The 18,475-nt window shown below is 60.9% G+C and carries 17 protein-coding genes and 4 pseudogenes; 4 read left to right on the top strand and 17 right to left on the bottom strand.

Going from position 1 to position 18,475, the window contains the following annotated elements; translation table 11 throughout:
• Window positions 1–2 precede the first annotated feature (2 nt).
• Window positions 3–1,550 carry a TonB-dependent receptor domain-containing protein gene (locus ACRHIG_RS09385; RefSeq protein WP_489630780.1) on the top strand — a complete coding sequence of 516 codons (1,548 nt, stop codon included), beginning with the start codon at window positions 3–5 and terminating at the stop codon, window positions 1,548–1,550.
• An 89-nt stretch (window positions 1,551–1,639) separates the two neighbouring features.
• On the opposite strand, the pseudogene ACRHIG_RS09380 reads toward ACRHIG_RS09385, so the two are convergent.
• Window positions 1,640–1,735 (bottom strand): annotated as a pseudogene (locus ACRHIG_RS09380) (FxDxF family PEP-CTERM protein); the annotation flags it as partial.
• 547 nt (window positions 1,736–2,282) lie between these two features.
• Window positions 2,283–2,495, bottom strand: coding sequence for a hypothetical protein (locus ACRHIG_RS09375; RefSeq protein ID WP_489630013.1), 213 nt, complete (start codon window positions 2,493–2,495; stop codon window positions 2,283–2,285).
• A 153-nt stretch (window positions 2,496–2,648) separates the two neighbouring features.
• On the opposite strand from ACRHIG_RS09375, the gene ACRHIG_RS09370 reads away from it, so the two are divergent.
• Window positions 2,649–3,002, top strand: a complete 354-nt coding sequence (locus ACRHIG_RS09370) for an MmcQ/YjbR family DNA-binding protein (protein ID WP_489630012.1) — start codon at window positions 2,649–2,651, stop codon at window positions 3,000–3,002.
• On the opposite strand, the gene ACRHIG_RS09365 is transcribed toward ACRHIG_RS09370, so the two are convergent.
• The 8 genes from ACRHIG_RS09365 to ACRHIG_RS09330 all read right to left on the bottom strand — a co-directional run bounded on the left by ACRHIG_RS09365 (window position 2,999) and on the right by ACRHIG_RS09330 (window position 9,883).
• Window positions 2,999–3,931, bottom strand: a complete 933-nt coding sequence (locus tag ACRHIG_RS09365) for a CysB family HTH-type transcriptional regulator (RefSeq protein ID WP_475414709.1) — start codon at window positions 3,929–3,931, stop codon at window positions 2,999–3,001. The two genes, ACRHIG_RS09370 and ACRHIG_RS09365, sit on opposite strands and share 4 nt — an antisense overlap.
• 13 nt (window positions 3,932–3,944) lie before the next feature.
• Complete coding sequence (locus tag ACRHIG_RS09360; RefSeq protein ID WP_034747519.1) at window positions 3,945–5,015, bottom strand: sulfate/molybdate ABC transporter ATP-binding protein; 1,071 nt, start codon at window positions 5,013–5,015, stop codon at window positions 3,945–3,947.
• Window position 5,016: 1 nt separating this feature from the next.
• Window positions 5,017–5,943 (bottom strand): sulfate ABC transporter permease subunit CysW, encoded by a 927-nt coding sequence (gene cysW / locus ACRHIG_RS09355; RefSeq protein WP_475414710.1) that lies wholly within the window; start codon window positions 5,941–5,943, stop codon window positions 5,017–5,019.
• On the bottom strand, window positions 5,940–6,749 hold the full coding sequence (gene cysT / locus ACRHIG_RS09350) for a sulfate ABC transporter permease subunit CysT (protein ID WP_070224513.1): 810 nt from the start codon (window positions 6,747–6,749) through the stop codon (window positions 5,940–5,942). The genes cysW and cysT overlap by 4 nt, the downstream gene beginning before the upstream one ends.
• Window positions 6,750–7,073: 324 nt before the next feature.
• Complete coding sequence (locus tag ACRHIG_RS09345) at window positions 7,074–7,712, bottom strand: peroxiredoxin (RefSeq protein WP_489630011.1); 639 nt, start codon at window positions 7,710–7,712, stop codon at window positions 7,074–7,076.
• 42 nt (window positions 7,713–7,754) lie between these two features.
• On the bottom strand, window positions 7,755–8,321 hold the full coding sequence (locus ACRHIG_RS09340; protein WP_475414713.1) for an RBBP9/YdeN family alpha/beta hydrolase: 567 nt from the start codon (window positions 8,319–8,321) through the stop codon (window positions 7,755–7,757).
• Between the two features lie 44 nt (window positions 8,322–8,365).
• Window positions 8,366–9,376 carry a sulfate ABC transporter substrate-binding protein gene (locus tag ACRHIG_RS09335; RefSeq protein WP_489630779.1) on the bottom strand — a complete coding sequence of 337 codons (1,011 nt, stop codon included), beginning with the start codon at window positions 9,374–9,376 and terminating at the stop codon, window positions 8,366–8,368.
• Window positions 9,377–9,499: 123 nt separating this feature from the next.
• Window positions 9,500–9,883, bottom strand: coding sequence for a diacylglycerol kinase (locus ACRHIG_RS09330; protein WP_070224509.1), 384 nt, complete (start codon window positions 9,881–9,883; stop codon window positions 9,500–9,502).
• 153 nt (window positions 9,884–10,036) lie between these two features.
• Between ACRHIG_RS09330 and ACRHIG_RS09325 the strand changes: the two genes are divergently transcribed.
• Entirely contained in the window at window positions 10,037–10,816 is a 780-nt protein-coding gene (locus ACRHIG_RS09325) for an IclR family transcriptional regulator (protein ID WP_152250343.1), read from the top strand.
• 32 nt (window positions 10,817–10,848) lie between these two features.
• Here the strand turns inward: ACRHIG_RS09325 and pbpG are convergent, their stop codons facing one another.
• The 3 genes and pseudogenes from pbpG to ACRHIG_RS09310 all read right to left on the bottom strand — a co-directional run bounded on the left by pbpG (window position 10,849) and on the right by ACRHIG_RS09310 (window position 13,749).
• Window positions 10,849–11,922: a D-alanyl-D-alanine endopeptidase gene (gene pbpG, locus ACRHIG_RS09320; RefSeq protein WP_489630010.1), complete on the bottom strand. Its 1,074-nt coding sequence runs from the start codon at window positions 11,920–11,922 to the stop codon at window positions 10,849–10,851.
• A 177-nt stretch (window positions 11,923–12,099) separates the two neighbouring features.
• Window positions 12,100–12,818: pseudogene (locus ACRHIG_RS09315) on the bottom strand (nitroreductase).
• A 14-nt stretch (window positions 12,819–12,832) separates the two neighbouring features.
• Window positions 12,833–13,749 (bottom strand): annotated as a pseudogene (locus tag ACRHIG_RS09310) (DMT family transporter).
• A gap of 350 nt (window positions 13,750–14,099) precedes the next feature.
• On the opposite strand from ACRHIG_RS09310, the gene ACRHIG_RS09305 reads away from it, so the two are divergent.
• The gene (locus ACRHIG_RS09305; protein WP_034747490.1) at window positions 14,100–14,666 is read left to right on the top strand and encodes a phasin family protein; all 567 of its coding nucleotides are present in this window, start codon (window positions 14,100–14,102) and stop codon (window positions 14,664–14,666) included.
• A gap of 130 nt (window positions 14,667–14,796) precedes the next feature.
• On the opposite strand, the gene ACRHIG_RS09300 is transcribed toward ACRHIG_RS09305, so the two are convergent.
• From ACRHIG_RS09300 to ACRHIG_RS09285, 4 genes and pseudogenes are all read right to left on the bottom strand, one after another.
• Window positions 14,797–15,516 (bottom strand): ABC transporter ATP-binding protein, encoded by a 720-nt coding sequence (locus tag ACRHIG_RS09300; protein ID WP_489630009.1) that lies wholly within the window; start codon window positions 15,514–15,516, stop codon window positions 14,797–14,799.
• Complete coding sequence (locus ACRHIG_RS09295; RefSeq protein WP_475414719.1) at window positions 15,513–16,286, bottom strand: ABC transporter ATP-binding protein; 774 nt, start codon at window positions 16,284–16,286, stop codon at window positions 15,513–15,515. The genes ACRHIG_RS09300 and ACRHIG_RS09295 overlap by 4 nt, the downstream gene beginning before the upstream one ends.
• 15 nt (window positions 16,287–16,301) lie before the next feature.
• Window positions 16,302–17,519: an ABC transporter permease subunit gene (locus tag ACRHIG_RS09290; RefSeq protein WP_489630008.1), complete on the bottom strand. Its 1,218-nt coding sequence runs from the start codon at window positions 17,517–17,519 to the stop codon at window positions 16,302–16,304.
• A gap of 22 nt (window positions 17,520–17,541) precedes the next feature.
• A pseudogene (locus tag ACRHIG_RS09285) lies at window positions 17,542–18,469 on the bottom strand (branched-chain amino acid ABC transporter permease).
• Window positions 18,470–18,475: the final 6 nt, after the last annotated feature.

The raw sequence follows: 18,475 nt of genomic DNA, 5'->3' as shown, positions 1-18,475 counted from the left end.
AAGTGACGGTACCTGCCACGCCCACCGTTCCGGCCCACAAGGAAATTGTGCAGCGCACGCCGATCTACCCGGAAGGCTTCTTGCCTCTGCAAAACAGCACCCTGACCGACCAATCCATCGTCACGGGCCTGCGCGGCGAAGCGGCCGGCTGGCGCTGGGATGCCAGCCTCAATTACGGCAGCAACAAGTTCGAGCTGGACCTGGACAACACGGTCAACCAGTCGCTGGGCGCGAACAGCCCCACGCATTTCTATGCCGGCTCGCTGAAAAACGAACAGACGGTGTTCAACCTCGATGCGGCGCGCGAATTTCCCGTGTCTTTCTTTACGGGCCCCCTGACGGTGGCCGTGGGCGCCGAAGCGCGCCATGAAAAGTACAGCATCGGCGCCGGCGATGAAGCGTCCTACGTCACGGTCGTTACCACGCCCCCCAGCGCAGGCGGCGCGCAAGGCTTTTCCGGCTTCCAGCCCGCCAACGCCGGCAGCCACTCGCGCCACAACGAGTCGATCTATGTGAACCTGGAAGCGGAAGCGACGAAAAAGCTGTCCGGCGGCGTGGCCCTGCGCCATGAGCGCTACAGCGATTTCGGCAGCACCACCTCGGCCAAGGGTTCGGCCCGCTATGCGTTCACGGACGCGCTGTCCCTGCGCGGCACGGTGTCGAGCGGCTTCCGCGCGCCATCGCTGGCGCAGCAGTACTACACCATCACCACCACCAACTTCCAGGTCATCAACGGCAACAATACGGCCATCGAGACGGGCACCTTCGCCGTGAATACGCCGCAGGCGCGCGCCCTCGGTGCGCAAGACCTGAAGCCGGAAAAGGCCCGCAACTACAGCCTGGGCCTGCAGTTCCAGCCCAGCCGCAACTTCACCACCAGCATCGACGCCTACCGCATCGACATCGACAACCGCATCCTGTTCTCGGCCAACCTGGCGCTGAACGACAAGCTCAAGGCCCAGCTGGCGACGCAAGGCTCGACCGTGGGCGCGGCGCGCTACTTCACCAACGCCGTCGATACGCGCACGGAAGGCGTGGACATCGTCAGCACCTACCGCATCGACCTGCAGGACAAGGACCGCCTGGACCTCACCGTGGCGTACAACCACAACAAGAGCACGGTACGGAAAATCGCCGACAATCCGGCCATCCTGACGGCCAACAACCTGAAACTGATCGACCGCCAAAGCATCGACCGCATCACGGTGGCGTCGCCGAAGGACAAGTTCAGCCTGGCCGCCGACTACGGCTTCGGCATCTGGAATGCGCACGGCGTCGTGACGCGCTACGGCAGCTTCACCGTACCGCAAAACGACGTCAAGCTGGACCAGACGTATGACCCGCAATGGGTGCTGGACGTCTCCGGTTCCGTGAAACTGGGCAAGAACTGGCGTCTGGTGGCCGGCATCGACAACGTCACCAACCGCTATCCGGCGCAAGTGACGAGCGCGGGCAACCTGAACGTCAACGGTACCCAGCCGTACAGCATCTTCGCGCCGAACGGCTTCAACGGCCGCTATTACTACGCCAAGGCTGGCTATAGCTGGTAAATCCCCCCTGCCATGCAAAAAGCCCGGAACGCATCGCGTTTCCGGGCTTTTTTCATGCTTTAGCACAAGCGCCCGCAGGCGCCTCAGGCTCAGGCGCGGCGGCGGCGCGCGACAAAACCGACCAGGCCCAGGCCCAGCATCAGCATGCCGTAGGTCGCTGGCTCAGGCACGGCCGATACCGAACTGTAGGCGCGGAAATTGCTCAGGCCGCGCGGCAGGTTGGCAATGCTGAAAACCGTATTCGCGGCCAGCGGCGTGTCCCAGTGGAACAGCAGTTCGCCACGGCCATAATGCACGGCCAGGTAGTCGAAGCTGGAGTTGACGGTGAACGAACCGGACTTGCCGCTTTCCAGGTCGCCCTGGGCGGCAAAGACCAGCGAGCCGGTACCGCTGGAAGGCAGACCAAACTTGCTGCTGACCAAGCTCTGGATGGCGGCCGCGCTTTGCGCGCCGGACGGGTTGGCGCCGTCATAGACCCAGACCGAGTCCGCTGCCACGCTGCCGTAGGTGACGGTCTTGCCGCCCACCGAGAAGCCGCTCATGGCGGGATCGGTGATTTCCACCCAGCTTGCGGCCTGGGCCAATGGCGCCAGGAAAGCCGAAACGCTCAGGCACAGACCCAGCAGCGCATGTTTAGTCGTATTCATAATTTCCCCTATTGATAAATTTCAAAAATTACAACGTTGATTATATTTTTGTTATATTTCTTTGCGATTGGACAAAAGATATCATTCAAGAAACCAAAGTGCAATAAAAGAAACAAATTTTACCATTGGCATTTTCAATCGGCCCCATCAGTTTCTTACCGAGAACGGCTATCACGGGGCGTGCTACCATCCTTGCCGCGACCGGACGCCGCTTCAGGAAGCAAGATTGTTGTAGATCGGCACATCCCATGCGGTGGTGTAGCCCTGCGGCAACCAGCATGAAGGAAGGCGTGGTCATCCTGACACGCAATCGGCTACCATGGGTTCACTCTTCTTGATATCGGATAACCATGCCCAGCTGGCACCTGGCGGCGCGCGCCCCCTACACCATCTATAAATCGCCGCCCGAGGCCATCGCCCACAACACGCAACCATGCATGGCGGTGGACGAATGACGACAGATGAACTGAAGGAATTTTGCGCGGCCCTGCCCGGCGCGCAAGCCGTGCTGTACGGTGCGCCGTCGAACATCCTCGTGTATGCAGTGAGCGGCAAGAAGTTTGCCTATTTCAAGACCAGCGCGCCGGAACAATGGCGCTTCAGCCTGCGCGTCAGCGCCGGGCGCTTCATCGAACTGACGGACATGCCGGGCGTGAAACCGGCCCGCTACATGGGCCGCTTTCACTGGATCACCATCGTCGACGTGGCGCGCTTCCCGGCCGATTACCTGGCGGAACTGGTGCAGGATAGCCATGCGCGCGCCGTGGCCAGCCTGACCCGCGCACAGCGGGCCGCGCTGGCTTAAAGAGCGTCCTCGCCCGCCATGGCGCGGTCGATGTCTTCGCGCGTCAGGTCCGGCGCCAGCTGCAGGATGAACTCGTAGGCGTAGGCGCGCAGGTAGGCGCCGCGGCGCACGGCCAGGCGCGTCGTATTGGTGGCGAACAGGTGCGATGCTTCCACGGCCCGCAGCCCCTTGTCGCGGCCATGGTCGAAGGCCATTGAGGCGACGATGCCCACGCCCAGCCCCAGCGCCACGTATTGCTTGATGACGTCGGAATCCATGGCCGTGAGGATGATGTCGGTCGTCACGCCCGCCTTGGCGAACGCATCGTCGATATGGCCGCGGCCCGTAAAACCCTTGTCGTAGGTAATCAGCGGGTATTTCGCCAAGTCTTCCAGGCGGATCGGCGAGTGTTCGAGCAGCGGATGGCCGTCCGGCACGACGATCAGATGGCTCCAGCGGTAGCACGGGAACGACACGAGGTCGGGGAACTGGCTCAGGCCTTCCGTGGCGATGCCGATATCGGTCTTGCCCGAGAGCACCCATTCCGCGATATGTTCCGGTGCGCTTTGCTGCAGCGCGATGCGCACCTCGGGGAAGGCGGCGCGAAAGCCCTGTACCACTTTCGGCAGCGCATAGCGCGCCTGCGTGTGCGTGGCCGCCACCGACAAGGTGCCGCTGGTCTGGCCGCTGTATTCGAGGCTGGCCTGCTGCAGGTTTTCCGCCTCGATCAGCAGGCGGTCGACGATTTTCAAAATGCCCTTGCCCGGTTCCGTCAAGCCCGTCAAGCGCTTGCCGTTGCGCTCGAAAATCACCACGCCCAGCTCGTCCTCGAGTTCGCGGATCTGCCGGCTCACGCCCGGCTGCGACGTGAACAGCGCGTTGGCCACTTCCGTCAGGTTATAGCCGCGGCGGGCCGCTTCGCGGATCGAACGCAGTTGTTGAAAGTTCATATATTTTCAGCCTTTAGGTTCTTGTTGGTTCAACGAACACGTGGAGGCGTTTCGGGCGGACTACCAGCGTTTCGCCTTCCTTCAGCTGCAGATGGGTAAAACGCTCGTTCGACATCACCGCTTCGATCAGCTCGCTGTTGTCGACGCGCTGCAAATCCAACTGGGCCAGCGGGCCGATCGCATGGGCACGGCTCAGCTTGACCACGATGCCTTCCGCGCCCTGCGTGTAGCGGTCGATTTCCAGGTCGTGCGGACGCACATAGGCCGTGCCCTTGCTGTCGCTCACGCCCGCGTAATCGGGCACCTCGAAGCTGGCGTCGCCGGTCGCCATCACGCCGTCATGCACGCGGCCGTGGAACAGGTTGACGTTGCCCAGGAAGCCATACACGAACGGCGAGGCCGGGTGGTTGTAGACTTGCTCAGGCGAACCCAATTGCTCGACCGTGCCCTTGTTCATCAACACCACCTGGTCGGCCACTTCCAGCGCCTCTTCCTGGTCATGCGTCACAAAAATGCTGGTGACGTGCAGATCGTCATGCAGGCGGCGCAGCCAGCGGCGCAATTCCTTGCGCACCTTGGCATCCAGGGCGCCGAACGGCTCGTCGAGCAGCAGCACGCGCGGCTCGACAGCCAGGGCGCGCGCCAGAGCGATACGCTGGCGTTGTCCGCCCGACAGTTGCGGCGGATAGCGGTCGGCCAGCCAGTCCAGCTGCACCAGTTCCAGCAAATCTTTCACTTTACGGCGGATCTGGTCTTCCGACGGGCGCTCGCTGCGCGACTTCACGCGCAAGCCAAAGGCCACGTTCTCGAACACGGTCATGTGCTTGAACAGCGCATAGTGTTGAAATACGAAACCGACTTGCCGCTCGCGCACGTGGCGGTTCGACGCGTCTTCCGCATCGAGCAGCACCTGACCGCTGTCAGGGTGTTCCAGACCGGCAATAATGCGCAGCAAAGTCGTCTTGCCGCAACCCGACGGGCCCAGCAGGGCCGTCAGTTCGCCGGCGGGAAAGTCCAGCGAGATATTGTCGAGGGCGACGAAATCGCCGAAACGCTTGTGGATGTTTTTAACTGCGATGGTCATATCAGTGCTCCGTGGAACGTAAGGCGGAATCGTCGGCGTCGCTCTCGTTCAAACGCCACTCAATGAAGGCTTTCAGGGCCAGGGTCACCAGCGCCAGCAGGGCCAGCAGGGAGGCGACGGCAAACGCGGCGGCGAAGTTGTACTCGTTGTACAGAATCTCCACCTGCAGCGGCATGGTGTTGGTTTCGCCGCGGATGTGGCCGGACACGACGGACACGGCGCCGAACTCGCCCATGGCGCGGGCGTTGCACAGGATCACGCCGTACAGCAGACCCCACTTAATGTTCGGCAAGGTGACTCTGCGGAAAGTATTCCAGCCGGAGGCGCCCAGCACGATGGCGGCCTCTTCCTCTTCACTGCCCTGCGACTGCATCAGCGGAATCAGTTCGCGCGCCACGAACGGGAAGGTAATGAAGATGGTGGCCAGCACGATGCCGGGCACGGCGAACAGGATCTTGATGTCGTGCGCCTGCAGCCACGGGCCGAACCAGCCCTGGGCGCCGAACATCAGCACGTAGATCAGGCCGGAAATCACCGGGGAAACGGAAAACGGCAAGTCGATCAGGGTCAGCAGGATGCTCTTGCCGCGGAAGTCGAACTTGGCGATGCACCAGGAAGCGGCCACGCCGAATACCAGGTTCAGCGGCACGGCGATGGCGGCCGTGATCAGGGTCAACTTGATGGCGGAAATCGCGTCCGGATCGATGATGGCGGCGATATACGCTTCCCAGCCCTTCTTGAACGCTTCGGCAAACACGGCCACCAGGGGCACGATGAGGAACGCCGTCAGGAACAGCAAGGCGATGGTGATCAATACCGTGCGCACCCACAACGGTTCCAGCACGACGGGGCCGACATTCGGCTCGAAGCGGCGCGCTGTCGGCAGTGCATTGTCCACGCCAGCGGCGGCAGTCGTATTCGTACTCATGATTTCTTCGCCTTTCCGCGCGTCCATGCTTGCAGCAGGTTAATCGTCAACAACAGCAGGAAGGACACCACCAGCATCACCACGGCGATGGCCGTGGCGCCTGCGTAATCGTATTGCTCCAGCTTGGTAATAATGAACAGCGGCGTGATTTCCGACACCATCGGCATGTTGCCGGCGATAAAGATCACGGAACCGTACTCGCCCGTGGCGCGGGCGAAGGCCAGCGCAAATCCCGTCAGCAACGATGGCAGAATCGTGGGGAAGATGACGCGGATAAACGTTTGCAGGGAATTGGCGCCCAGGCTGGCGGCCGCTTCTTCGAGTTCCTTTTCCGCGTCTTCCAGCACCGGCTGCACGGTGCGCACGACAAAGGGCAAGCCGATGAAGGTCAGCGCCACCACCACGCCCAGCGGCGTGAACGCCACCTTGATGCCCAGCACGCCTTCGATGAACTGGCCGAACCAGCCGTTCGACGAATACAGGGCCGTCAGGGTGATGCCGGCCACGGCCGTCGGCAAGGCGAACGGCAAGTCGACGAGCGCGTCGATGATGCGCTTGCCGGGAAACTTGTAGCGCACCAGCACCCAGGCCAGGATGCCGCCAAACACCACGTTCAGCAGGGCGGCGATCAGCGAGGCGCCGAACGTCAGGCGGTACGACGCCATCACGCGCTCGGACGTGACGGCGCTGAAGAAGGCGTCCCATGTCATGGTGAAGGTTTTCAGGAACACCGACGACAAGGGAATGAGGACGATCAAGGCCAGGTAAAAGAGCGTGAAGCCCAGTGACAGCTTAAACCCCGGCATGACCCGAAACGGCGCTCCGCGCGCCTTGGGCGGCGCTAGTGTTGCTTCAGACATGGAAACCCCTTCTTATTACATTTTTGAGTTATAGGGCGCAATAATCACATGCAATCGTTATAAAAAGAACTAACCATTTCTCATTTGCTTAGATGGATTTTGCATACTTGCCAGCAGAATCCATGGGCGAAAAAAACGCACCGGACAGGTGCGTTTTTTATGAAAAACAAGAGTGCCGAATAAAACGTTCAGGGCTAGGCGCGTTGCCGAAGACAGTACGAATGTACGGCGAGGCAATGCAACAACGCCATGGACGTTTTTTCGGTGCTCTTACTTGTTCGGCTGCGGCGTCAAGCGCAAGTATGGCTTGGCGGCCGTAAAGCCCTTCGGATATTTCTGCTTGATCACCTCCGGGTCTTGCACGGTCAAGGGAATGATGACGTCGTCGCCATCCTTCCAGTTGCCGGGCGTGGCCACCGTGTAGCCGTCCGTCAGCTGCAGGGCGTCGATGACGCGCAGGATTTCATTGAAGTTGCGGCCCGTGCTGAGCGGATACGTGAGGATCAGCCGCACTTTCTTGTTCGGGTCGATGATAAAGACGGAGCGCACGGTGGCCGTGACGGACTGTTCAGGGTGAATCATGTCGTACAGCACCGACACTTTCTTGTCGACGTCAGCGATGATGGGGAAGCCCACCACCGTGTTTTGCGTCTCTTCGATATCCTTGATCCAGCTCTTGTGCGACTCGGCCGCGTCCACGGACAGGGCGATGGCCTTCACGTTGCGCTTGTCGAATTCCGGCTTGAGCTTGGCCGTCAGGCCCAGCTCCGTCGTGCACACGGGCGTAAAGTCGGCCGGGTGGGAAAACAGCACCACCCAGGAATTTCCCGCCCATTCGTGGAACTGGAGCGGGCCGATCGAGCTGTCTTGTTCAAAATCAGGGGCGACATCGCCCAGGCGTAAAGTCATCGTGATCTCCTTGAAAAATTGTGTGGCGGGATGTTCGTCGTATCAGGCTGCCTGACGGTGGCGCTTGTCGCTTTGCGCCAGATCAAACAGCGTTTGCAGTTGCGCCTGGCCATAGACCCAATCGCCAAGGCGCGACTCGGCGTTGATATGGCCCAACGCACCGCCATCAATATACTTGCAATTCCAGCGCCGTGCCCACTGTGCAGCGTGTTCGGCCGTCATCCATGGATCGGTCTGGCTGGCGATCAATATGCCGGGGCAAGGCAGCCGCTTTTGCGGCAATGCCTTCGCCACGCCAAACTTGTCGGGATCGGCCGGCCCCACCAGCAGCACGCCGGCTACGCCCTGCGGGTCGCGCGCCAGGCTGTGCGCCGCCGTCAGGCAGCCGAAGCTGTGGGCGACGATCAGGGTAGGACGCGCATCCTGCCGCCGCACCTGGTCCAGGCGCGCCGACCAGGCGGCCAGGTCAGGCGCGTTCCAGTCATCCTGCTCGACCCGCTCGAATTGCGGATACAGGCGCTGCCAGCGGCTCTGCCAATGCTCGGGACCGCTGTTATGCAAGCCCGGCACGATCAGTACCCGGTAGTCGGAAAAGCTGCGCAGCGCCATGATGGTTCCTTTTAGTAACGGTCTGGCAATCGTGCCATCCGGTATTACTTAGGCTGGTATATCTGGTCGAAGATGCCGCCGTCGGCAAAGTGCGCCTTCTGTGCCGCCGTCCAGCCGCCGGCCACTTGCTCGATGGTGAACAGGTTGACCTTGGCGAACTGCGACGCGTATTTCTTCGCCGCCTTGTCCGTTGCCGGACGGTAGTAATTCTTGGCGATGATGTCTTGCGCTTCGTCCGTGTACAGGTAGTTCAGGTAAGCCTCGGCCACCTTGCGCGTACCATGCTTGTCGGCAAACTTGTCGACGACGGCGACGGGCGGCTCGGCCAGGATGCTGACGGACGGCGTGACGATGTCGAACTTGGTCGGGCCCAGTTCCTTGACGGCGAGATACGCCTCGTTTTCCCAGGCGATCAGCACGTCGCCGATACCGCGTTCGACGAAGGTAGTGGTGGCGCCGCGCGCGCCGGAATCGAGCACGGGCACGTTTTTATACAGTTTGCCGAGGAAATCCTTGGCCTTCGCTTCGTTGCCGCCCGGCTGGCGCAAGGCGTAGCCCCAGGCTGCCAAATGGTTCCAGCGGGCGCCGCCCGAGGTTTTCGGATTCGGCGTGATGACGGACACGCCCGGCTTGATCAGGTCGTTCCAATCCTTGATGCCTTTCGGATTGCCCTTGCGCACCAGGAAGACGATGGTCGAGGTGTAAGGCGAGCTGTTGTGCGTCAAGCGTTTTTGCCAGTCGGCGGCCAGCAGCTTGTGCTCGGCCAGCGCATCGATGTCGTAGGCCAGGGCCAGCGTGACGACGTCCGCTTCCAGGCCGTCGATGACGGCGCGCGCCTGCTTGCCGGAGCCGCCGTGCGATTGCTTGATCTTGACGTTGTCGCCCGTCTTGCCTTTCCATTCCTTGGCAAATGCCGTATTCACATCCTGGTACAGCTCGCGCGTCGGGTCGTACGACACATTGAGCAGGGTGATATCGGCAGCCTGCGCCGTTTGCAGAATGGCAAACGCGCTGAGGGCGGCGGCAATGATGATTTTTTCGACAGCATCTAAGATCCCCGTATGGTTGAACTTTCAGAGCCACCAGATTACGGCGCAACGGCCGCAAAGAGAACGAAGCGTTTCGCCGTTCGATATGCGATTTTCGCATATCGAGGCCGCGCAACGGGGATTTAGTGCTTAATAAAAACGGTTGAACAGCACCACAGACCACGTGGCGAAAGCCAGGATACACGTGAGCAGCACGGCGGCGCTGCCGAAGTCCTTGGCGTTTTTCGACAGCGGATGGCGCTCGAGCGAAATGCGGTCGACCACGGCTTCGATTGCCGAATTGATCAGTTCGACGATCAGCACCAGCAGCAGCACGCCGATCAGCACCAGTTTTTCAAAGGCGGAAATGCGCAACAGCAAAGCGATCACGGTGCCGACGACGAATAAACCGAGTTCCTGGCGGAACGCGTGTTCGTGGCGCCAGGCCGCTTTCAAGCCGTCGAGCGAATAGAAAAAGGCGGAAAAAATCCGTTTCAAGCCGCTTTTGCTCTTGAATTCATTTACAGGTTGCATAGTTTTCCATGATTCAAAGTCCATCCAGCCGCCAATTATGACGGCCAACATGAGAATTGTGACAATTTATTCGCTGAATATCTCGGAACATTTCACTATTTTTTCACATCATGGTATAAAGATGCATGAATACTGCATTGCACCAAATCCATCATGAAAATTGAACCGGTCGCAGCCCCGAAGACGACGATCCAGGTGATCGAACGCATGGTCGCCCTGCTCGATGCCCTGGCCAAATATTCCGACCCGGTCAGCCTGAAGGAATTGTCGAAAGTATCCGGCCTGCATCCCTCGACGGCGCACCGCATCCTCAACGACATGGTGCTGACGCGCTTCGTCGACCGCATCGAACCGGGCACCTACCGCCTGGGCATGCGCCTGCTGGAACTGGGCAATGTGGTGAAAAGCCGCCTCAGCGTGCGCGAAGCGGCGCTCGATTTCATGCGCCAGCTGCACAAGAAAACCCAGCAGACCATCAACCTGTCCGTGCGCCAGGGCGACGAAATCGTCTACATCGACCGCGCCTTTTCCGAGCGCTCAGGCATGCAGGTGGTGCGCGCCATCGGCGGCCGCGGCCCGCTGCACCTGACCTCGACGGGCAAGCTGTTCCTCTCCGTCGACGAACCGAAAGCCATCCGCGCGTATGCCACGCGCACGGGCTTGGCCGGGCACAACAAGAATTCCATCACGGATCTGCAAAAGCTCGAGCGCGAGCTGAGCCTGGTGCGCGAGCGCGGCTATGCGCGCGACAATGAAGAGCTGGAACTGGGCGTGCGTTGCATGGCCGCCGGCATCCGCGACGACTCGGGCAAGCTGATCGCCGGCCTGTCCATTTCCGCCCCCGCCGACCGCCTGCAGGATGAGTGGCTGGTGGACCTGGTGGAAACGGCGAACCAGATTTCTGTCACACTGGGATTCATTCCCCAGGAGTAAAGAGACAGGGCAGCAACGCTGCCCTGAATACCTTATCCGCCGGGCAGGCTCATATTGGCGGGTTTCAATGCCTCCAGCCACTTGCGCATGCGCCCCGCATCGGCCGTACGCGATTGTTTCCCCTTGGAATCGAGGAAGACCATGATCACGGCCCGTCCTTCGATGACAGCCTGCATCATCAGACAACGTCCCGCCTCATTGATGAAGCCCGTCTTTTGCAGGCCGATTTCCCAGCCCGGATTGGCCACAAGGTGATTCGTATTGCCAAACTGCATGGGCTGGCCGCTGGCTTCGACGATGGCTTTCGGGTCCGTCGAGTATTCGCGCAGCAGCGGATGGCGGAAGGCGGCCATGGCCAGCTTGCCCAGGTCGCGCGCGCTGGCCACGTTCATTTTCGACAAGCCGCTGGAATCGACGTAATGCGTATCCATCATGCCCAGCTGGCGCGCCTTGCTGTTCATGGCGTCGACAAACGCCGGCAAGCCGCCCGGATAATTGCGGCCCAGCGCCGAGGCGGCGCGGTTTTCCGAGCTCATCAGGGCGATGTGCAGCATATTTGCGCGCGTCAATTGCGAACCCACTTTCAGGCGTGAGCTGCTGAACTTGGCGCGGTCGACGTCCTCGTCCGTAATCGTCAGCACTTCATCCATGTCCTGGCGCGCTTCGACCACGACCAGGCCCGTCATCATCTTGGTGATGGAGGCGATGGGCAGAGCGACATTGGAATTCTTTTCAAACAGCACTTCCGAATTGTTCTGGTCCAGCACCAGCGCCACGCTCGACTTGAGGTCGAGCGGATCGCGCGTGAGGTTCAGGCCGGCCAGGTCGCCCATGGTGGGCATCGGTGCGGCCATGGGCACGGCCACGCTGCTGACTTTCTGATAGATGACCTTGCGCTTGCCGCGCACCATGACGACCCGGCGCACGCTCTTTTCGCGCGGCGCGGCCGTCGCGCCCTTGCGCAGCACGACCTTGACTTTCTTGGTGTTGTGTTTCTTCGCGGCTGAGGATTTGCCGTTCGCATCCCTGGCGTGCACGGCCGCAGCCGGCGCCAGTGCAAACAGCAGGGAAGCCAGGACACCCAGCGCCAGTTTAAACTTAGCCATTCGATAATTCCCCGTGAAGCTGTTGCCTTATTGCAGTGTAGCGAAATGCAGAGTAATCGCAAGCCCATTTAACAGTTGGGACAGTATTTATTGCAGCAATGAAATACAAAACGTTAGCGATCCGCAAACAAGCTCATCCTTAAGCGGCTGTTTGCCGGTGCCCATCGCTGGTAATGTCTATTTGTCCATGAATTTAACAAAGCCGGCCAGCGGCTCGCGTTCCGTGCTCAAGCGGTTCTCGATCTTGTCCGGGTCGGCATAGCCGAGGGCCATGCCGCACACCAGCATTTCGCTGGCCGGTATGTCCAGCTCGTCGCGGATGATGTCATGGTAGTGGATGAAGGCCGCTTGCGGGCAGGTATCGAGGCCCGCGCGCGCGCCGCCAGCATGATATTTTGCAAGAACATGCCGTAATCGAGCCAGGAACCCTGTTCCAGCACCCGCTCGATGGTAAAGATCAGGCCCACGGGCGCATCGAAGAACTGGAAGTTGCGTCCATGCTGGGCCGCCATGCCGGCCGTGTCGCCCCGCTCCAAACCCAGCAGTTGGTACAGGTCCAGGCCGATCTTGCGGCGGCGTTCGATGAACGGCGCCGTCCACTGGCGCGGGTAATAGGTATACGACGCCGTGCGCGCGGGCGCATCGGGCGCCTTCGGCGCATCATAGGCGGCCAGGATGCGGCGCGACAGGCGCTGGCGCGCCTCGCCCGACAGCACATACACTTTCCACGGCTGCATGTTGGCGCCCGAAGGCGCGCGCGCCGCCACTTCCAGGATGCGCGCGATATCGTCCTGCGCCACCGGCGTGGGTAAAAAGGCGCGGATCGAACGGCGCGACAGGATGACGGCGTCCACGGCTTGCTGCGCCGACGGTGTTTCCAATGCTTGCTTGCTCACTGCCCTGCTCCCTGCTATTTCTTGACGACGAATACCACGCCGACCACGGCCACCAGCATGCCGGCGATGCCCAGCATATTAAACGCTTCGCCAAACATCAGCCAGGCCATCACGGCCGTCGTGGGCGGCGTCAGATACAGCAAGCCCGTCACTTTCGTCGCGTCGCTGCGGCGGATCAGGGCGAACAGCAGGAAGATGGCGCCGATGGACAGCACGAGTACCGACCACAGCAAGGCGCCGATGAAATTCGCCGTCCATTGCACGTTGCTGAAATGCAGGTCCAAGCCTTCGTAATACAAGGCGAATGGCAACACCACGATGATGGAAGCGGCAAACTGCACCACCGTGCCGGTGCGCAAGTCGAACTGGGGACAGTGGCGTTTTTGGTACATGGTGCCGGCCGTCATCGACAGCAGGGCAAATACGCACAGCAGCACGCTTTCCACCGTCAGGCCCACGAGGTTGATCTTCGCATACACGACGAGGGCCACGCCCAGCAAGCCGAAGAACAGGCCCAGCCACTGGCGCGGACGCACGGATTCGCCGATCAGGGGGCGGCGCAGGCCGTCAGCACGGGCTGCATGCCGACGATCAGGGCCGACAGACCGGCCGGCATGCCCAGCTTGATGGCGCACCAGACGCCGGCCAGGTAGCCGGCCTGCATCAGGATGCCGGCCACGGCGATCTGGCGGAACTGCCCCACGGGCCATGGCGCGCGCAACAGCAGCACCAGGGGCAGCAGGATCACCAGCACGCCCAGGAAGCGCAGCAGCAAAAAGGTCAGCGGCGGCGCGTACGGCAGGCCGAACTTGGCGACGATAAAACCTGTGCTCCATAACAACACGAAGAAGGCGGGCAAGGCCATCGGTGTCGCAGTGGTCAGGAAAGTGGCTTTGCCGCTGGCGCCAGCCGCGGCGGGAAGATTGGACATGGTATCAACTCGGGAAACGGGATCGGCACCGGGGCGCTGCGCCAGTGCGGGAGGCAAAGTCTAGCATGCTGCGCCGCGATCGTCCCCGCCCCCTTGGAAACGCTAGTTTAGGTTCAAACCATTGACACCTAGAAATCAAATATTTCTCTTTAGAAACAACGGCTTTTGATGCAAATCTATTCAATTGTTGCATCGCACAAGAATCGCTTGACTTCGTTTTTTTTCGCCGTAGAATAGGGTTTGTTGCGTTGCACAATTCTTGTTCAGCTTGAAAAATTTAGATTCACCTGCTTTCCCAAACGGTACACGCAGCATCAAATTAACCAGATTTCGATTTTTTGGAGATTTATATGTTTTCAATTCCTGAGCAATTTTCGTCCGCTACCAAAGCCAACCTGGAAGCCCAATTCGCCCTGTTCTCGTCGCTGACGGGCAAAGCCTTCGAAGGCATCGAAAAGATCGTCGAACTGAACCTGACCGCTGCCAAGGCAACGCTGGAAGAATCGACCGCCGCCGCCAAGCAATTGCTGTCGGCAAAAGATCCACAAGAATTCTTCTCGCTGAGCGCTGCTCAAGCGCAACCTAGCGCCGAAAAAGCCATCGCTTACGGCCGTCACCTGGCTGCCATCACGTCGGGCACCCAAGCCGAGTTCAGCAAAGCAGCTGAATCGCAGATCGCTGAAACCAACCGCAAAGTCCTGTCCCTGGTGGAAGAAGTCACCAAGAACGCGCCAGCCGGTTCGGAAAACGCCGTTGCCATCCTGAAAAGCGCCATCGGCAACGCCAATGCAGGCTACGAGCAGTTCTCGAAAACCAGCAAGCAAGCCGTCGAAGCCATCGAAGCGAACCTGACCTCGGCCGTGAACCAGTTCACGCAAGCGGCTGAAAAAGTCGTGCCGCGCGCTGCCGCCAAGTAATTCCTGCGCGACCGCCACGGCGGTCCGTTGTTACCAGCTCCTCCAGGCATCCATCCCGCACTTCCCCGACGGATGCCATTATGCCCCAGCCCAGCTGGGGCATTTTTTATGCGCTTTTACTTTCCCGCCCTTACTCCCCCAGATACGCCGCCTTCACGCGCGGGTCGTCGAGCATGGCCGCCGCGTTGCCGCCCATGGTGACCAGGCCGGAATCCATCACATAGCCGCGGTGCGCCGCCTGCAGGGCCAAACGGGCATTCTGTTCGACCAGCAGGATCGTGATGCCTTCGGACGACACCTTGCGGATCACCTCGAAGATTTTCTCGACCATGATGGGCGACAAGCCCATCGACGGCTCGTCGAGCAGCAGCAGCTTCGGATGGCTCATCAGGGCGCGCGCCATGGCCAGCATCTGCTGTTCGCCGCCCGACAGGGTGCCGGCCATCTGCGCCGCCCGCTCTTTCAGGCGGGGAAACACGTCGAACCACTTGGCGATGTCATCCTCGACACCGGCCTTGTCCGTGCGCGTGTAGGCGCCCATCATGAGGTTTTCACGGATCGACATGCGCGTAAACACGCCCCGCCCTTCCGGCACCATGGCCAGCTTCCGCTCCACCAGGTGAAACGACTTGCTCCCCTTGAGCGATTCGCCCAGGTAACTGATCGTGCCTTCGACTTTGCATGCAGGCAAGGTGCCCGTGATGGCTTTCAGGGTCGTCGTCTTGCCGGCGCCGTTCGCGCCGATCAGGGCGATCAGTTCGCCCTCATTGACTTCCAGGTCGATGCCTTTCACCGCCTTGATGCCGCCGTAAGCCACGTGCAGGCCCGCCACCTTCAATATATTGCTCATGCGTGCGATCCCCCCAGATAAGCCTCGATGACGGCCGGGTTTTGTTGTATTTCGGCCGGCAAGCCTTCGGCGATGCGCTTGCCATACTCGAGCACCGTGATGCGGTCGCACAGCCCCATCATCAGTTTCACGTCGTGCTCGATCAACAGCACGGTCTTGCCTTCGGCCTTGATTTTCACCAGCAATTCGCGCAAGGCCAGCTTTTCCGTCGCATTCATGCCGGCCGCCGGCTCATCCAGGGCCAGCAGTTGCGGATCGGTGGCCAGCGCGCGGGCGATTTCCAGGCGCCGCTGGTCGCCATACGACAAGAAGCGCGCCGTGCGGCTGGCGAACTGGGCGATGCCGACGAAGTCGAGCAATTCCATCGCCCGCCGGCGGATGGACGCCTCTTCCTCGCGCGCCGCCTTATGGCGGAAGATGGCGCCGAACACGCCCTGATGCGAGCGCACGTGGCGTCCCACCATGACGTTTTCCAGCGCCGTCATGTCGCCAAACAGGCGGATGTTCTGGAAGGTCCGCGCAATGCCCGCCTTGGCCACCTTGTGCGGCGCGGACGGCGAATACGGCTTGCCGGCCAGCTCGAAAGTGCCCGTGTCGGGCTGGTACAGGCCCGTGATCACGTTGAAGAAGGTGGTCTTGCCGGCGCCGTTCGGGCCGATCAAGCCGTAGATCTGGCCTTGCCGGATGGTAATGCCCACGTCCGTCAACGCCTGCAGGCCGCCGAAACGCTTGTTCACGCCGGCGATATTGAGAATGATCTGTTCGCTCATGGTGCGTTCCCTCCCTTAAGCGGACACGACGCCGGTGGATTTGTTGGGTTGATCTACATCATGATCAGGCCGCTCTTCGTGCTTCGGCGAGGGCCACAGGCCGGCGGGACGGTTGAGCATGATCAAGACCATGGCCAGCCCGTACAGCAGCTGGCGCAGCACTTCCGCCTCGATCACCACGTGGCCGAACAGCGCCTGCTGGGCCGGTTCCACCACGTGGCGCAGCACTTCGGGAATGGATGCCAGGATCACGCCGCCCAGGATGACGCCGGGGATGTGGCCGATGCCGCCCAGCACCACCATGGCCAGCACGGCGATCGATTCCGTCAAGGAAAACGATTCCGGCGAGACAAAGCCCTGGAACGAGGCAAACATGGCGCCGGCCACGCCGCCGAACGAGGCGCCCATGGAAAAGGCCAGCAATTTCACGTTGCGCGTATTGATGCCCATGGCCTTGGCGGCGATCTCGTCTTCGCGGATGGCGACCCAGGCGCGGCCCAGGCGCGAATGCTGGAGGCGCTTGGTGACGAACACGACAGCGATGCACAGGAAGAGGAACAAGAAGTAATAAGCGTTCACGGACGGCATGGAAAAACCGGCCACCGTCACCGTGCTGTTGCTGCCCGCCTCGCCCGCCAGGTTGACGCCGAAGATGCGGATCGGGTCGATCAGATTGATGCCTTGCGGCCCGTTCGTGAAATTGATCGGGTCGTTCAAATTGTTCATGAAGATGCGGATGATCTCGCCAAAGCCCAGGGTCACGATGGCCAGATAGTCGCCGCGCAACTTGAGCGTCGGCGCGCCCAGCAGGGCGCCGAACAGGCCGGCCACCGCGGCGGCCAGCGGCACGATGAGCCAAATCGACAAATGGATGCCGTTTTCACGGATTTCCGGCCCCATCAGCTGCACCAGCGTTTCGCCCAGCACGGGATATTGATTCACCACCGATTCGAGCAGGATGGCGAACTGGGGCGAGGCCAGCAAGGCCGTCAGGTAGGCGCCCACGGCGTAGAAGGCGATGTAGCCCAGGTCGAGCAGGCCGGCAAAGCCGACGACGATGTTCAGGCCCAGGGCCAGCATGATGTACAGCAAGGCCATGTCGATGATGCGCACCCATGAATTGCCGAACTGGGCGGCAAAAAACGGAAACACCACCAGCAGCGCGGCCAGGCCCAGCATGCCGGCGTAGGCTTTGGTCGGATTTTTCTTAGCGTCGAAATCGAGTAATGCCATGATTTAATCTCCCAGTGTCACATCAGGCACGGTCGGCCACGCGTTCGCCCATGATGCCGGACGGGCGCAGGGTCAGCACGATGATCAGCACGACGAAGGCAAAGATATCCTGGTAGTGGCTGCCCAGGAAGCCGCCCGTGATGTCGCCGATATAGCCGGCGCCCAGGCTCTCGATAATGCCCAGCAAGATACCGCCCAGCATGGCGCCGTAGATATTGCCGATGCCACCCAACACGGCCGCGCAAAAGGCCTTCAGGCCGGGGATGGCGCCCATGGAAAATTGAATCGAGGCATAGTTGGCGCCCCACATCACGCCCGCCACGGCCGCCAGCGCGGCGCCGATGGCAAAGGTGGCGACGATGACCTTGTCGGAATCGACGCCCATGAGGCCCGCCACGCGGGGGTTTTCCGCCGTGGCGCGCATGGCGCGGCCCATGCGCGTTTTTTCCACCAACAACACCAATCCGCCCATCGACAAGGCGGCCAGGGCCAGCAACAGCACTTGCGTCTGAGAAATCACGGCGCCGCCTATGTTGATGGGGTCGGTCGACAGCAATTGCGGGAAGGGCAAGGGATTGCGCGTCCAGATCATCATGGCGAAGGTTTGCAAGAGGATGGAGACGCCGATGGCGGTAATCAGGGGGCGAGGCGGGGGCGTTGCGCAGGCGGCGGTAGGCGACCCGCTCGATGATGATGTTGACCAGAATACAGATGGGAATGGCGCCGAGGATGGCGGTGGCCAGTTTCAGATAGCCGGGCCAGTCCGGCACATAAATGCCCAGCAGCTTGAGAATGCTCAAGCCCACCATGGCGCCGATCATGAGTACGTCGCCGTGGGCGAAGTTGATCAGGTTCAGCACGCCGTACACCATGGTGTAACCGAGGGCGACTAAGGCATACATGCTGCCCAACACCAAGCCGTTGATGATCTGCTGGATGAATGTATCCATGATTGC

It is taken from the genome of Janthinobacterium sp. C22, from assembly GCF_057919405.1.
The sequence above is the reverse complement of the archived record's forward strand: the minus strand, read 5'-3'. Positions and strand labels throughout refer to the sequence as shown.